Source organism: Pseudomonas sp. CC6-YY-74, from assembly GCF_002025205.1.
Lineage (GTDB): Bacteria > Pseudomonadota > Gammaproteobacteria > Pseudomonadales > Pseudomonadaceae > Aquipseudomonas > Aquipseudomonas paeninsulae.
Genome location: NZ_CP019947.1, coordinates 3966215 through 3980014, shown reverse-complemented (window position 1 = coordinate 3980014; position 13800 = coordinate 3966215). Strand labels below are relative to the sequence as shown.

Annotated in this window: 14 protein-coding genes and 1 pseudogene; 8 read left to right on the top strand and 7 right to left on the bottom strand. The window is 62.9% G+C overall.

The window, feature by feature from the left end; translation table 11 throughout:
- Window positions 1–95: 95 nt before the first annotated feature.
- On the top strand, window positions 96–947 hold the full coding sequence (locus B2D37_RS18100) for a Tim44 domain-containing protein (RefSeq protein WP_079205030.1): 852 nt from the start codon (window positions 96–98) through the stop codon (window positions 945–947).
- 184 nt (window positions 948–1131) lie between these two features.
- On the top strand, window positions 1132–1542 hold the full coding sequence (locus B2D37_RS23850; protein ID WP_079204002.1) for an SMI1/KNR4 family protein: 411 nt from the start codon (window positions 1132–1134) through the stop codon (window positions 1540–1542).
- A gap of 35 nt (window positions 1543–1577) precedes the next feature.
- Here B2D37_RS23850 and B2D37_RS18090 read toward each other — a convergent pair.
- A pseudogene (locus tag B2D37_RS18090) lies at window positions 1578–2219 on the bottom strand (GntR family transcriptional regulator); the annotation flags it as partial.
- Window positions 2220–2647: 428 nt separating this feature from the next.
- On the opposite strand from B2D37_RS18090, the gene B2D37_RS18085 reads away from it, so the two are divergent.
- Window positions 2648–3406 (top strand): SDR family NAD(P)-dependent oxidoreductase, encoded by a 759-nt coding sequence (locus B2D37_RS18085; RefSeq protein WP_079204001.1) that lies wholly within the window; start codon window positions 2648–2650, stop codon window positions 3404–3406.
- Window positions 3407–3414: 8 nt separating this feature from the next.
- On the opposite strand, the gene B2D37_RS18080 is transcribed toward B2D37_RS18085, so the two are convergent.
- The gene (locus B2D37_RS18080; protein WP_079204000.1) at window positions 3415–4008 is read right to left on the bottom strand and encodes an NADPH-dependent FMN reductase; all 594 of its coding nucleotides are present in this window, start codon (window positions 4006–4008) and stop codon (window positions 3415–3417) included.
- A complete protein-coding gene (locus tag B2D37_RS18075) occupies window positions 4005–4868 on the bottom strand; it encodes a sterol desaturase family protein (RefSeq protein ID WP_079203999.1) in 864 nt (287 codons plus the stop codon). Before B2D37_RS18075 ends, B2D37_RS18080 begins: the two co-directional genes overlap by 4 nt.
- 72 nt (window positions 4869–4940) lie before the next feature.
- Here B2D37_RS18075 and B2D37_RS18070 point away from each other — a divergent pair, with 72 nt between their 5' ends.
- From B2D37_RS18070 to B2D37_RS18060, 3 genes are all read left to right on the top strand, one after another.
- Window positions 4941–5906 (top strand): AraC family transcriptional regulator ligand-binding domain-containing protein, encoded by a 966-nt coding sequence (locus B2D37_RS18070; protein ID WP_079203998.1) that lies wholly within the window; start codon window positions 4941–4943, stop codon window positions 5904–5906.
- Window positions 5907–5972: 66 nt separating this feature from the next.
- The gene (locus B2D37_RS18065; protein WP_079203997.1) at window positions 5973–6455 is read left to right on the top strand and encodes an acyl-CoA thioesterase; all 483 of its coding nucleotides are present in this window, start codon (window positions 5973–5975) and stop codon (window positions 6453–6455) included.
- Window positions 6456–6550: 95 nt separating this feature from the next.
- A complete protein-coding gene (locus B2D37_RS18060) occupies window positions 6551–6940 on the top strand; it encodes a DUF3301 domain-containing protein (protein ID WP_079203996.1) in 390 nt (129 codons plus the stop codon).
- Between the two features lie 23 nt (window positions 6941–6963).
- On the opposite strand, the gene B2D37_RS18055 is transcribed toward B2D37_RS18060, so the two are convergent.
- On the bottom strand, window positions 6964–7845 hold the full coding sequence (locus B2D37_RS18055) for an alpha/beta fold hydrolase (RefSeq protein ID WP_079203995.1): 882 nt from the start codon (window positions 7843–7845) through the stop codon (window positions 6964–6966).
- Between the two features lie 122 nt (window positions 7846–7967).
- Entirely contained in the window at window positions 7968–8750 is a 783-nt protein-coding gene (locus B2D37_RS18050; RefSeq protein WP_079203994.1) for an alpha/beta fold hydrolase, read from the bottom strand.
- Between the two features lie 181 nt (window positions 8751–8931).
- On the opposite strand from B2D37_RS18050, the gene B2D37_RS18045 reads away from it, so the two are divergent.
- Window positions 8932–9552 (top strand): TetR/AcrR family transcriptional regulator, encoded by a 621-nt coding sequence (locus B2D37_RS18045; protein WP_079203993.1) that lies wholly within the window; start codon window positions 8932–8934, stop codon window positions 9550–9552.
- Here B2D37_RS18045 and B2D37_RS18040 read toward each other — a convergent pair.
- Together B2D37_RS18040 and B2D37_RS18035 are read right to left on the bottom strand one after the other, a co-directional pair.
- Window positions 9549–10910 (bottom strand): DUF1329 domain-containing protein, encoded by a 1362-nt coding sequence (locus B2D37_RS18040; RefSeq protein ID WP_079203992.1) that lies wholly within the window; start codon window positions 10908–10910, stop codon window positions 9549–9551. The two genes, B2D37_RS18045 and B2D37_RS18040, sit on opposite strands and share 4 nt — an antisense overlap.
- 12 nt (window positions 10911–10922) lie before the next feature.
- Window positions 10923–12665 carry a DUF1302 domain-containing protein gene (locus B2D37_RS18035; protein ID WP_256573098.1) on the bottom strand — a complete coding sequence of 581 codons (1743 nt, stop codon included), beginning with the start codon at window positions 12663–12665 and terminating at the stop codon, window positions 10923–10925.
- A gap of 272 nt (window positions 12666–12937) precedes the next feature.
- On the opposite strand from B2D37_RS18035, the gene B2D37_RS18030 reads away from it, so the two are divergent.
- Window positions 12938–13798, top strand: coding sequence for a plasmid partitioning protein (locus B2D37_RS18030; RefSeq protein WP_256573097.1), 861 nt, complete (start codon window positions 12938–12940; stop codon window positions 13796–13798).
- The last annotated feature ends 2 nt before the right edge of the window (window positions 13799–13800 follow it).

Sequence of the window (13800 nt, the reverse complement as noted above, 5' to 3'; positions counted from 1 at the left end):
AAAAGCAAAAGCTCGAAACACTCTATGACTGGTTTTCCGCGCGGCTGGCGGGCAAGATGCCGCGCAGCGTTCCAACCACCAAGAGACAGCTAAACATGCAGCGTTTCCTCAGCATTGCCCTGGCCATGTGCCTGAGTTTGGGCCTTACCATGAGTTTTGATGCCGAAGCCAAGCGTTTTGGCGGGGCTAAATCCTTCGGCTCCGCACCGAGCCACCAGACCCGCCAGGCCTCGTCGCCAACCTCGAGCAGCGCCAGCACGCCGACCGCCGGGCGTCAGCCTGCGGCGGCCAGCGGTGCGTCGCGCTGGCTCGGTCCATTGGCCGGTCTGGCTGCTGGCGGCCTGCTCGCCTCGATGTTCATGGGGGATGGCTTCGAAGGCCTGCAGATCATGGACATGCTGATCTTCGGTCTGATCGCCTTCCTGCTGTTCCGCTTCCTCGCCTCCCGGCGCAAGCAGGCCGGCCCGCTCAGCGCCAATGGCGCGCCCATGCAGCGCGAGATGCCTGCTCAGGCGGCACCTGCCTCGATCTTCGGTGGTGGCAGCGCCGCTGCGCTCAAGCCAGTGATCAATGCCCCGGCCTGGTTCAACGAACAAAGCTTCGTCAGCGCCGGCCGCGAGCACTTCCTCAGCCTGCAGCAGCACTGGGACGCCGACGAGATGGACAAGATCGCCGAGTTCGTCACCCCGCAGCTGCTCGAATTCCTCAAGGGCGAGCGCGCCGAGCTGGGTGAGGGCTTCCAGTCCACCTACGTCGACAACCTCGACGTGCAACTGGATGGTGTCGACGACCTGAGCGACAAGACCGTCGCCACCCTGACCTTTACCGGTGTGGCGAAGACCTCGCGCTTCGACCAGGGCGAAGTGTTCAGCGAAAGCTGGCGCCTGGAGCGTGAAGCCGGTGACAGCCAGCCTTGGCTGGTAGCCGGTATCCGCCAGAACGGCTAACGAGTCGCTGGCTTCACACAAAACCCGGGCTTGTCCCGGGTTTTGTGTTTCCCGGGAGCCAATCCCTCTTGTTCGGTCAGGCCGGGCAGAGTAAAAAGCCAACGCGGGAGAGCCTCTTCGCTGCACGGCGAGAGGCTCCCCGTCGCTACCCCCGTCATTCTGCCTTGCTGCTGGAGTCCACCCCGTGGAAGAAGTCATCGAACAACTGCGTGAAATGAACGAACCCGTACCGGTCGCCCTGGAGCTGCCGGAAGAAGAACTGCTGGTGGAGATCGAGGAGCAGATCCTGATCAACCTGCCGTTCGAGCTGCGCGAATTCCTGCTCAAGGTCAGCGACGTGGTCTACGGCCGCCTCGAGCCTGTCACCGCCGCCGATCCGCAATCACACACCTACCTGCCGGAAGTCGCCTCGGTGGCCTGGTCGCTGGGTGTATCGCGTGAGCTGGTGCCGATCTGCGAGGATCGCGGCAACTACTACTGCGTCGAACAGGACGGCACCGTGGTGCTCTGGGAAGGCGACACCGGCGAGCAGAGCGAAGAAGAAACCTGGGACTCGGTATGGCACTGGGTACGCGACGTCTGGCTGGAGAGCTGATTATTTGGTGAGTTGCACGCGCAACCTGACCCATCCGCCTCCTGATCCAGCAGGTTGAGCAGGTACTCGTCGAAATAGCTCAGGTCCTGCTCCATCGCCACTCGCGCCGCCTTGCCGTCACCGGCCTGCAATGCCTTGAAGGCCGCTTCGTGGAAGTCATTGAGGTGCAGTAACTGCTCCGTGCCGGTAAACAAGCGGTTGAAAAAAGGCCCGATTTGCAGGCGCAGCGCTTCGATCATCCGCAGCAGGGTCGGGTTGGCGCAGGCGCGGTACAGGGTCAGGTGGAACAGGCTGTTGTCTTGCAGGTAAGCAGGTACATCGCGCTGCTCCAGCGCCTGCTCCATGCGCAGGATACAACCCTGCAACAGGTCGATGTCGGCGCTACCCAGAAGCGGCGCGGCCAGTTCGACGGCCAAGCCCTCCAGGCTCAAGCGCACCTGGGTGATCTGCAGGAAGCGTTCGCGGCTCATCGCCGGCACACGCGCGGAGCGCTGCTGTTCACCCTCCAGGGCGCCCTCGACAACCAGGCGCTGCAAGGCCGTGCGCACCGGCATTGGGCTGGTGCCCCAGGCAGTGGCGAGGTCGCGAATTTTCAGACGCTGCCCTGGCTGGAAACGACCGGCCAGCAAGTCACTGCGGATCCGCTGGTAGAGTTGTTCCTGAAGGTTATCCGCCATCTGAATCTGACCTTTTCGCCTGCCGGCAAACCGGGCAGGGCGGGGTGAGCGAGCGCGCTGCCCGCTAGCATGAAGGTGATGCACTGAACCGCAAGGGCCGGCACAGCAGGCATCCTTGGTCTCTCCGCCGTCAGGCGTGAACCGCGCTCATCATCGAATATTTACCCCGGCATTGACATGTCTATGGTCACAAAACCATGATGTGCAATAAATCGAACGGGGTGTTCAATAATCAGCGCCAGCAGTATCGCCACATCTGCCAGCAGCGCCTTGATCGCCCGAGAGCGGCAACCCTTCAGCGCACAGTGCCCGCAATCCATGGCGCTGGCCGAGCAAGCCCGCAATGGCCTGGCCCACGCCCCCCAAGGGTACGCATAGGCCAACCTTACCTACACTGAATTAACCAACCACTCTTGAGGAGCACTGCTATGAGCACCCCCGTTATCCTGATCACCGGCGCCGCCGGCGGCCTCGGCAGCGCCATCGCCAAGCGCTTCTCGCAGAGTCACTGGCGGGTCGCCGCCACCGATATCGACAAGGACAACCTGCATGGGTTGAATGCTCAGGTGCCGCTGGAATTCAGCGCCACCGCCGACCTGCGCAGTGCCACCAACTGCCGCGAGCTGATCGCCGCAGCCTTGGTCGCTACCGGCCGCCTGGATGCGGTGGTCAACGCCGCCGGGGTCTGGCGCAGAGGTCCGGTGCAGCACTTTAGCGAGGAAGATTTCGACCTGATCATGGGCGTCAACCTCAAAGCGGCGTTCTACATGAGCCAGGCGGCGATCCCGCACCTCAAGGACAGCCGCGGCTGCATCGTCAACATCGCTGGCAGTACCGGGCAACAGGCGCACCGCGGCTCGGCGGCCTACTGCGCGAGCAAGGCCGCGCTGGTGATGCTGAGCAAGACCCTGGCCCTGGAATTGGCCGAGTTCGGCGTGCGGGTCAATACGGTGTCGCCCGGCGACATCGCCACGCCGATGCTCGACTACCAGGCCGAGCGCTACGGCAAGGGCAACCCCAATGGCTACAAGCGCGAACTGCTAAACCTCTATCCACAGGGCCGCGAAGCGCGCTTCCTGCGGCCCGAGGAAGTCGCGGAGCTGGTCTGGTACCTGTGCCAACCCGCGGCCGAGGCCATCACCGGCGCCGACCTGGCGATCGACTTCGGCCTCTCGGCCGGCAAGTAGCCAAGGCCTCACATGCCGCTGGCGAAGACCGGCGCGATGGCCGTGCGCAGCGGGCGCATGGCCTGGGCGTAGTGCACCAGCACCTCGAGCGTCCAGTCGGCGCGGCTGCGGATCCGCGCATCGGCCTCGTCAACCGCGGTCTCGCCATTGAGCGCCGTCTCGACCTGGCGCACGATCAGCTGCTCGGGCAGGTAACACAGCCGGCAGTTCTTGTAACTGGAGGCGCGCAGTTCGCTCAGCGGGTAGGCGCCGCCCGTGCCGGCCGAAACGCCGACCAGCAGCCCTGGCTTGTGCCCCAGTTCGCGGCGCCCGGCGTAGACGAAGAAGTTCTTCAGTGCCGGGCTGGCCATGCCGTGCCACTCGGGGCTGACCAGCACCAGGCCGTCCGCCTCGTGCAGTAGTGCCGCGCAATCGGCCCAGGCGCCAGCATGGTCCTGCGCCGGCCACAACGGCAGCGGGGTGGCGCCGAGGTCGATCAGGCTGAGGTCCGCCGCCGCGCAATGGCCCAGTTGCAGCAGGCGCCGCTGCAGGTAGGCGGCGACCTTGGCCGACTGGCTGGACGGCTGGCTGGAGCCGGCCAGCAGCACCAGTTTCAGACTCATTGGCCGGCCCCCTCGCCCAGCGGGCCGGGCTCGGTGGCCTTGCCCGGCTTGCGGCTGCGCACCAGCGGCCAGAACAGCTCATGCTGCCAGCTGACCGGGCGCAGGTTTTCCACGCCGAAGGCCTGGGGCCGGCGGCGGGTGATCTTGGCCGTGCCGAACAGCACGTCCCAGAAGAACAGCAGGTTGCCGAAGTTGCCCTTGTAGTGGGTCACGCCATCGGCGGCGTTCTGGCCGTGGTGGGCGGAGTGGGTCGCCGGGGTCGAGATGGTCCGCTCGAGGATCCACATCAGCGGGCGCAGGGCGCGAATACGGTACAGCCGGTCGTCCCAAGCGACGCTGCTGTGGGCGCCGAAGATCACCGCCATCTTGACGATCAGGTAGCCGTAATAGACCTCCGCCAGGCCCAGGTAGACCAGCACGGCGGACAGCCAGAGTCCTGGCATCAGCAGGTAATAGAAGCTGTTGTTGCGGTAGACGATGCGGATGCTCATGTACTGCGCCGAGTGGTGTGCACGATGCAGCGCATACAGCCAGGGCAGCCGGTGCGCCAGACGGTGCCACCAGTATTGGGTCATGTCGTCGCACAGCAGCAACAGACCGACGCCGGCCCACCAAGGCAGCTCACTCAGCACGCCGCTAGCCTGCGGGGCCCAGTGTTCGAGCAGGGCATTGCACAGGAAGAAGATCAGCGGAAAGGTCAGGCCGAGCAGCAGGCTCGAGCCGAGCACCTCGATGGCGACATCGCGCCACTGGCCCTTGGCCTGGCGCAAACAACCGCAGGCCAGCTCCAGCAGGATGAAGCCGAAAAAGATCGCGCCGACCACGAGTGAGGGATTGTTGGCGATTGTTGTTGGATTCATGGCAACCTCGACTGGGCCCGGCAGACGCACCGGGCGACAGCCCCATAAGAAGCCACCTAGGCCCGAGGCAACATGCGCGAACTGGACAAAAACACCCGAGAACGGGCCAACTTGCCGGCCCGACGCTTCCACCGTGGCCCCCTCGGCCAGGTGCTGGAGCGCTTCCTGCACAGCCGTGCCAGTGCCTCGCCGGACTTCAGCCTGGTCGAACTGGAGCAACTGTGGCTGGCCGCCGCCGAGCACGATCCGGCCATCGGCTTGCACCTGTTCGCCCAGTTCAGCCCCCAGGACTGGCACGTACTGGCCCACCTCTGCCTGTTCTGCGCCGACGTCGCCGAGTCCAGCCGCTGCTGGGCACGCTATGCCAGCCTGGCTGCCGACAGCGACCAGCTGCGGATAGTCGAGGAAGGCGAGGGCGCGGGCGTCGAACTGACGATCGACGCCCCACCGCAGCTGGCCCGCTACCTGGTCGAACACTACATGGTCATGGCCGTGACCCAGATGCGCCGTGGCACCGGCCAGTCGGTGCTGCCGCTGCGTGCGCGCTTCCGTCATGCCCGCCCGGCCTACCACGAGCAGTACCGGCCCTGGTTCGGCGAGCGGGTCGAGTTCAATGCCGAGCACAATCGGCTGCTGTTCGATCAGCCCACCCAGACCCTGCCGATGCTTAACCGCCATGCCGGTATGGTCGAGCTGCTCTGCCAGGAGCTGGATCGCCGCCTGGCGCAGCGCCACCAGCTTGGCGGCTGGGCTGGCAAGGTCGCCGCGAGCGCGCGTCAGGCGCTGGAACAGGGCCTGCCGGCGAGCCTGGAAAGTGTCGCCGAATCCCTGCACCAGAGCCCGCGCACCCTGCGCCGGCGCCTGGAGGAACAGGACCTGAGTTTTCGCCAGGTGCTCGACCTGCTGCGCGGCGAACTGGAACAATACTACGAGCTGCAAGGGTTCAGTCGCGCGCAGATCGGCGAACGGCTCGGCTACAACGACAGCGCCGCCTACCTGCACGCGCGCAAACGCTGGCGTGACTCGCCATCGGCCTGAGTCGTTATCATAGGCAGGGCCGCGCGATGCCCGAAGCCGCCCCACCTCAACTACAAGAGTGCCCCCATGGAACCCGGAAACGCCCAGCTGTCGATGACCGTATTGATGACCCCGGATATGGCCAACTTCTCCGGCAATGTCCACGGTGGCACCCTGCTCAAGTACCTCGACGAGGTGGCCTATGCCTGCGCCAGCCGTTACGCCGGCTGCTACGTGGTGACCCTGTCGGTGGACCAGGTGACCTTCCGCCAGCCGATCCACGTCGGCGAGCTGGTGACCTTCCTCGCCTCGGTCAATTACACCGGGCGCAGCTCGATGGAAATCGGCATCAAGGTGATCACCGAGAACATCCGCGAGCGCTCGGTGCGCCATACCAACAGCTGCTTCTTCACCATGGTCGCGGTGGATGACGGTGGCAAGCCGATAGCGGTACAGGTACGCCAGCCGCAGACCTCCGAAGCACAACGGCGCTTCAAACAGGGCCACCAGCGCCGGGCGATTCGCCAGGAACTGGAGCAGCGCTACCGTGACCTCAAGCACGATGGTTGAGTGCTCGGGCAAGACAGCCCGCAGCGGGACTGGCAGAATGGCCTAACGCTCCTCGACACACGCCGCGCTCCGACCAAGCCCGCCTGGAACCCGCAATGCTGACCCTCGGTAATATTTTCGTTCTGATGCTGCTGGCCACCGCCGGCGCCTGGCTCTGGCACGCCCACGGGTTGCGTGAGCGCGCCCTGGCGCAAGTCAAACAGCACTGCGCGAAAGCCGACATCGAACTGCTCGACGGCAACGTCGCGCTACGCAAGATCACCCTGCTGGCCGATGCCCGCGGGCGTAAACGTCTGGCGCGGGTGTATGGCTTCGAGTTCACCGTCACCGGCGAACAACGTCATGTCGGCAGCATTGTCATGTTCGGCCAGCAGGTCGGACGCATCGAACTGGCGCCCCATCCGTTCAGGACGCCACCGGCAGAAAGCCCTCAGGTCATCGAACTCAATGCGTGGCGGCGCGAACATCAGCCGCCCGAGGACTGAGGCGAGCTCAGACGCAGCTGACCTCAGGCATATTGCGGCAAGCAGAACTCGCGCACTCGAATGGCGGCGTCCTCGGGCTGTTCCTGCATAAAGCAGTGCCCGCCAGCCACCACCTGAGCATGAATGTGCGGGTTGCTGGCGCACCAGCGCGCCACCGACTTGGCGACAAAGGGGTAGCTGCGCTGGCCATACAGCACCTGGGTCGGCGTCACCACCTTGGCCAGCGACGGCCACAGGCGCTTGGGGAAAGAGCCGAAGATTTCCGCTTCGCGGCTCGGCCGACACTTGAGTTCGACGCCGGCGTCACTGTCTCTCAGGGCATTAGCGATATAGGCCTCGAACGCCGTCTCGTTCCAGCCGCGGAACATCCCGCGGCCATGCAGCGCTGCATGTGCCGCCGCGCGATCCGGCCATTCGTGGCGGCGTTTGCGCGCCTTGCTCGCCATGGTGTTGCGTGAACTCAGACCGACCACGTCGGAGAGTGCCATCACCCCGATCATCGCCGGAGTGAACAACACCGGATCGAGCAGCACGGCGCGCTGAAATAGCTGCGGCTGTTGGGCCAGCATCAGGCTGGTTAAAACCCCGCCAAAGCTGTGGCCGACGGCAAACAACGGCACCTCGGCAAAGTGCTTGCGGCCCTCGGCGAACGCCTCCAGCGCCAGCTCGGCGCTGCGGTTCCAGCCATGGAAACGGCCGCCATGATCGCTGTCGCCATGGCCCTGGGCATCGCACAGCCAGAGATCGAAATCCGCGGCCAGACCAGCCAGCAGGGGCTCGTAGACGCGACCGCAATAGCCGTTGCCGTGAAGAAAATGCAGCAGCGGCTTGCCCGAAGGCGGCGAATGCCAGCCGCGCAGGGTGAAACCGGCGGAGCAGGCGTGGGACCAGGGTTGAAGATCCATGCAGGTACTCGTTATCGACTGGTCGGGCAGTTTACTGCCAGGACAGCCCTGACGCCGAGAGCCAGACGAAAAGTTGGCACCATAAGGTGCCCAAAAACCCACGTTCAACTCTTTGACAACTACTACTTGGCTCGGATAAAACGCTCCAGCAAGGCATTCAGACGCTCGGGCTGATCCAAGGGCGTGGCATGCCCCGAGTCGGCCACCACCTCCAGTTCTGCATTACGCAATTGCGCCACATAGGCCTGCTTATAGGCCAATGGGGTGTAGTCGCGATCACCCGCCACGATCAACATCGGCGTGTCGACGCCATTCACCGCCGGCAGCGCCGACCAGCCGAGAATCGCGCGTATGGCATGCAGGTAGGACATCCGGTCATTGGCACCGATGCGCATGGCAGTTCGCCGACGCAGTTCGCCCTGCTCGGCATGGGGAAACAGCTTGCGTGCCAGCAGGCGGCCCATGGCCTTCAAGCCGAGCAGGCGGATCAGCGTCAGGCGCAGCAGCACTTTGCCGCGCAGGGCCCAGGAATCCAGCGGGAAGCTCGGCGCACTGTTGATCGCCACCAGCCGCCCGACCAGCTCGGGCTGCTGTGCAAGCAACTGGAAGCCGACCATGCCCCCCATAGAGATGCCCACCAGCACGCAACCCTGAATGCGCTGAGCACGGATAAACTCGGCCACGTCTTCAGCCAGCTCGGCCACACTGACGGGTGCGCGCAGGGGTTCACTGGCACCATGCCCACGTAGGTCGAGGGCAAAGACTTCGGAAAAGCGTGACAATGCGTCAATCTGCGGCTGCCAATCCTGCCAGAATGAACCCAAACCATGCAGCAGCAATACCGGCATGCCCTGTCCCTGGCGGATGTACGCGCAACGGCCACTCTTCAGTTGAATATAGTGCACGGATAACACCTCTTTAATAATAACTTTGAAGCACTACTACTCCTGCCCTCCTGGGCCGCTTCGGTTATCAGGAAACAACTATGAAAGATATCGAATTTGCCCACTTAGTTATTAAGTCAGCGTTTGCCTTGTCGCGGCGAAAAACCTAGAATCGACTGGCTTCTTATAGAGAACTCTCCCCATGTACAGCATTTCCAGCCCGACTCAGGCCCGCAGTAAAAAAGCCTTGGAACGCTTTCTCAACGTGGCTGCCGAACTGCTGGCAGACAACCGTTTCGAAGACACCGGCATTTCCCAGATTGCCCAGCTGGCCAAATCCTCCGTGGGCACCTTCTATCGCCTGCTGGGTGACAAGGACGTGCTGCTCTACGCCGTGCATGAGCGCTTCGTCGAACAGACCCGCAACGCCATCGATGCCCTGGTCGAGGACCTCAGCCACAGCAAACTGTCGCTGGTCGAGCAGATCGAAGCCTTTATCCGCGGCATGGTCGAGTTGTTCGGCGGTCACGAGGGATTGCTCCGCGCCCTGGTTCGCCGCAGCTCGGCCGATCTGCAATTTCGCCAGCGTTTCCACCAGCTCAATGCTTACATCGGGGAGACCTTCTGCCGCATCGTCCTGGCCCGCCAAGGCGAACTGGGCCACCCGCAACCGCAACAAGCCGCCGATCTTTCTGCGCATATGCTGCTGGCCAGCATGAATTACCTGACCATGGTCGGCACACTGGGCGAAACTCCCCGGGAAGTTATTCCCGGAGAACTTTCCAAGCTGATCTGCAATTATCTGGAAGTTGCCAAACATTAACGCCGGCTGTCCCGGCGTAATTGCGCTGGGGTAAAGTCCGACGGTTTCAAGGCAATATCAAACTGATTGGCTGGCTCTTCATTGGACAATACGCCGATGACATAACGGCCACCAATCAAGTCATATACCGCATCGCCTTTAGTCCAGATCAATGGCTGGTCATACAAGTTAATCGTGTAGGACTCGCCCACCCGCCACAGGGTGTCTCGGTTGTCGTAATGATCGACCACCAGAATCTGGTAGCTGTCTTCATCGAAATACATGTCGCGCTGCTTGTACTGGTGGCGCATCCCCGCCTTCAGCGTAGCGCGCACATGCCAGACCCGGTGCAGCTCGTAACGCAGCAGATCGGGGTTGATATGCCCGCGTTTGACGATGTCGCTGTACTTGTTGCTCTTGGCCGCCAGGCGATAGCTGTTGTACGGCACATAGAGTTCCTGCTTGCCCACCAGTTGCCAGTCGTACTTGTCCGGCGCGCCGGAGAACATGTCGAAATTGTCAGTGGTGCGCATGCCATCGGACGAGGTGCCGGGCGAGTCGTAGGCCACGTTCGGCGCACGCCGCACGCGACGCTGGCCGGAGGCGTAGAGCCAGGCCAGGCGCGGTTCCTTGACCTGGTTAACGGTCTCATGCACCAGCAGCTCGGTGCCGGCCAGGCGCGCCGGGGCCAGCACCGACTGGCGGAAGTAGAAGAGGATGTTGCCGTTACTCTGGCTGTCGTCGCCAGCGGCCTGGTTGAACAGGAACAGATCCTCGATCTTGGTCATGAAATAGTCGCCGCTGGCATGCGGCACGGCTTGGGCGTAGTAGCGCTTGACGCTGTCGCCGCGGTAGCGCACCAGGTGATTCCACAACACCTCGAGGCCCGACTGTGGCAGCGGAAAGGGCGTGGCCAGCTTGAAGTCGGCGATACCGTTGCCGTTGTCGATTAGCTTGGCCGAGGTGGCGTTGTGCTTGGCCGCGGCATACACCTTGTCCGGGTAGGAGGCCGAACGTCGGGTCGGGTAGACGTTGAGCTTCCAGCTGGCGCTGAAGCGGGTGAGCATGGCCAGCTGTCCTGGACTGAGGTGCTCGCGGTACTGCTCGGCATTCGCCGCGGTGATGCTGAACAGCGGCTGGTCGGCGGCATAGGGGTCGCGATAGCCCTGAGCCGGATCGAAGGCGCTGGCATCGCGGGCCAGGCCGCCCGTCCAGGGCGGAATGCTCCCGGCGGCATTGCCAGCCATTTCGCCGCCCAGCGGGGTCAGCTCATGGCCGAGGCGCGCGGCCGGCGTGGCATTCACCTGAGCCTGAGCCAGGCCGCCGGTCAGCAGCAGGGAACCGAACAGGCCGGCCCGTAAGAATCCTGAAGTCGTCATGATCTTCCCTTCCTAGAAACTGTATTTGATGTTGAAGCCGAGGTAGTCGCGGTCGCTGCTCTTGTTGGCCAGACCGCCGGCGCTGTAGCCGACATATTTGACGCCGAGGCTCAGGGACTCCTGATAGATCGCATCGAGGCCAACCGAGTAGCTCTTGCGCTCCTCCAGCAGGCCATTGGTCAACTGCGGCGCCACGCCATTGATGCCGTATTGGTAGCTGACGCTGGGCACCAGATTGACCACGTTGAACACGTTGCTGTAGGTCAGCGACAGGCTGCTCTGCGCGCCCCAGGCGCTGGAGGTGGCGCCGTAATAGTCGATATCCGACTCAAGGCCCTGCACCCGGCTGCCCACCACCTCAGTGAATAGCGTGGCGGCGTTGGACCCGAGCAGGTTGTTAAAGCTGTAGATACCCACCAGCGAGGCCTGCCACATGGCCTTCTCGTTAAAGCCATCGAGGCGCGTACCGGCCGGTACTCCCTGGTTGGTACCGAATAGCGCAGTCGGCAGGTACTCACCCAGCCCCAGGGCAATAGGCGCATTGGGCCGATAGCTCAATTCACCGGCCAGGGATAAGCCATTCAGCCAGTTGTCGCCACCGATACTGGTGTTGAAGCTGAGCCCGTAGAGGTGGCGCTTCTCCAGGTACTCGGCGTAGTAGTTGGCGGTATTGGCCAGCGGCAGGCCCATCATGGTCTGCGCCACGGTCAGGCCGATCATCGGCACGTTCATGTTGTAGCGCAGGTAGTAGAAGCCCAGCTCGCTGTCGTTCAACTCCGGCACCATCCAGCGCAGGGCCACGCCGAACTGTGCCGCATCATCGGCTTTGACATCCTTGCCGCGTGGGATATAGGTGGTCGGCAGCAAACCCTTGACCAATGCCAAGGCCGGAATAGCAGGCAAGCTGTTGGCGTAGGCCAGGGCTTGTTCCGGCGTATCGAAGGCCAGACCGCCTGGCACGAGTGCCTGGGTCAGCTGCTCCTGCAAAGGCGGCAGCATCAAGTAATCGCAGCCGCCTCCCAGCGCATCCAGGGTGGAAAAGTACGTGCCGCAGGGGTCGATCTTGGTTTCTTCCCAGGCACTGCCAGGCTGCCAGTAGCCTTCGATGGACAGGTCGTCGCTCAGCTCGAACGAGGCATAGCCCATCAGGGTCGGCAGGTAGGCTTCTTTCAGTTCGGAGCCTGGAGCGCGCAGGGCGTTGAGGTCCACCGGGTTGGTCGCGCCGATGCCGTTCTGGTAGAACAGCCCCTCACCCCAGTTAATTACTTGCCGCCCAAGGCGAGCGTTCAGTGCACGGTCGGCCACCGTCCAGCTGCCATAAACGAAGGCATCCAGCAGGTCGATACTGGAACCGGCATCGTCCAGCCCCTTGGAACTGATCTCGCGGTGCCGACGGTCGTCGTCCTTCAGTTCGAAGTCGTAGAAACCACGAGCGCGCAGAAAGATGCCGTAGTCATCCTGAACGTTCAGGTCCATTTCGGTGACCACCTTGGCCACCTCGGAGAACAGCTCGCCCTTCTTGAAATTGAGGTTGCCGTCGTCGGAGTTGATCAGCGCGCTGTTATCGCCTTTGCCGCCATTGGCGCGGGCAATCAGCCGACGATCTTGGTTTTCCATGCGGTAGTTCACCCCGTAGGACAGGGTGGTATCCAAAGACAGTGCCCAATCCCCTGAGCGCCCCTGAAAAGCATGTGCCTGGCTAACCGCCAGCAATGCCAAGCAACCCGCAGTCCATGCTGATCTCTGTGCTTCCACGACGATCTCCTGTTGTATCGTTTTTATCGGAACCGGAACATCGGTTCCGATAAAGTAGTGGCCCGATTGCCTTTTGGCAAGCCCGTACGTTTTTTTCTTGCGGCGATGGCCGGCGCTAGAGAGTCTGCGGCGCTGTAGCGCCCAGGTTGCGGGGCTCGGTTACTTGACGGAATCGGAATTCAGGTTTCTATTTAGTCCGTGACAGTAGGGAATTAACCTGCTTTTTCACGAAGACAATCCCTTAAAAACCAATAAGAAAGTGGAGAGCCATCATGCATATCACGGCTAAACCGAGTGTCCGCTGGCTGGGCCTGATCGCCCTGCTGGCGTGCTGCTTCGCCACCCCGAGCTGGGCCGACTCGCCCTGCAGCGAACGCAAGAAAAGCCTGCTGCTGCCCGGCAAGATCAGCTGCAGCCACCAGTCGACCTGGATTGCCGCAGGCCCCCTGAGCCTGCGCAAGGTGATCTATCAGACCCCGGCTGGCACCCCGCCTGCTGGCGGCTGGCCGGTGGTACTGTTCTATCAGGGCTCGTTCTTCGCGCTGGACGATTTCGTCTATTACAGCAATCAGTGGCTGGGCAAGCTCTACAACGAGGGAAAAACCATCAAGACCCTGCTGGACCACGGCTATGCGGTGATCGCGCCCAGCGCACCGGCCGACCTATTCTGGCAGACCAATATTCCCGGCCTGTCGGGAGCGCTTTATGAAGCCGGCACGGACTTCAGCTTCCTGAGCAACCTGTTTCAGGCCATTGATGACGGTCACTTTGGCCCGCTGAGCGGCCAACGCAAATACGCCACCGGGATCTCCAGCGGCGGCTACAACACCAGTCGCATGGCGGTGTCCTTCCCCGGCCAGTTCAAGGCCCTGGTGGTGCATTCCGGCTCTTACGCCACCTGTAGCGGGCCTCTCTGCACAGTGCCGGATACCTTGCCAGCTGATCATCCGCCGACCTATTTCATCCATGGTTTCGTCGACGCAGTAGTGCCCTGGTGGAGCATGGATATGTACTACGACCGCTTGCTCTACCAGGGCATCCCCACCGGCCGCTATACCGAGCCCTTGGGTAACCACGAATGGTTCGACGCCTCGCCGGGCAAGGTGCTCGCTTGGTTCAACGCGCACCCCTGACT

Bases quoted from the DNA above. Each gene is read 5' to 3' on its own strand.
- B2D37_RS18100 (WP_079205030.1), top strand. From the start codon at position 96: ATGCAGCGTTTCCTCAGCATTGCCCTGGCCATGTGCCTGAGTTTGGGC.
- B2D37_RS18085 (WP_079204001.1), top strand. From the start codon at position 2,648: ATGAGCACCCCCGTTATCCTGATCACCGGCGCCGCCGGCGGCCTCGGC.
- B2D37_RS18080 (WP_079204000.1), bottom strand. From the start codon at position 4,008: ATGAGTCTGAAACTGGTGCTGCTGGCCGGCTCCAGCCAGCCGTCCAGC.
- B2D37_RS18075 (WP_079203999.1), bottom strand. From the start codon at position 4,868: ATGAATCCAACAACAATCGCCAACAATCCCTCACTCGTGGTCGGCGCG.
- B2D37_RS18070 (WP_079203998.1), top strand. From the start codon at position 4,941: ATGCGCGAACTGGACAAAAACACCCGAGAACGGGCCAACTTGCCGGCC.
- B2D37_RS18065 (WP_079203997.1), top strand. From the start codon at position 5,973: ATGGAACCCGGAAACGCCCAGCTGTCGATGACCGTATTGATGACCCCG.
- B2D37_RS18060 (WP_079203996.1), top strand. From the start codon at position 6,551: ATGCTGACCCTCGGTAATATTTTCGTTCTGATGCTGCTGGCCACCGCC.
- B2D37_RS18055 (WP_079203995.1), bottom strand. From the start codon at position 7,845: ATGGATCTTCAACCCTGGTCCCACGCCTGCTCCGCCGGTTTCACCCTG.
- B2D37_RS18045 (WP_079203993.1), top strand. From the start codon at position 8,932: ATGTACAGCATTTCCAGCCCGACTCAGGCCCGCAGTAAAAAAGCCTTG.
- B2D37_RS18040 (WP_079203992.1), bottom strand. From the start codon at position 10,910: ATGACGACTTCAGGATTCTTACGGGCCGGCCTGTTCGGTTCCCTGCTG.
- B2D37_RS18030 (WP_256573097.1), top strand. From the start codon at position 12,938: ATGCATATCACGGCTAAACCGAGTGTCCGCTGGCTGGGCCTGATCGCC.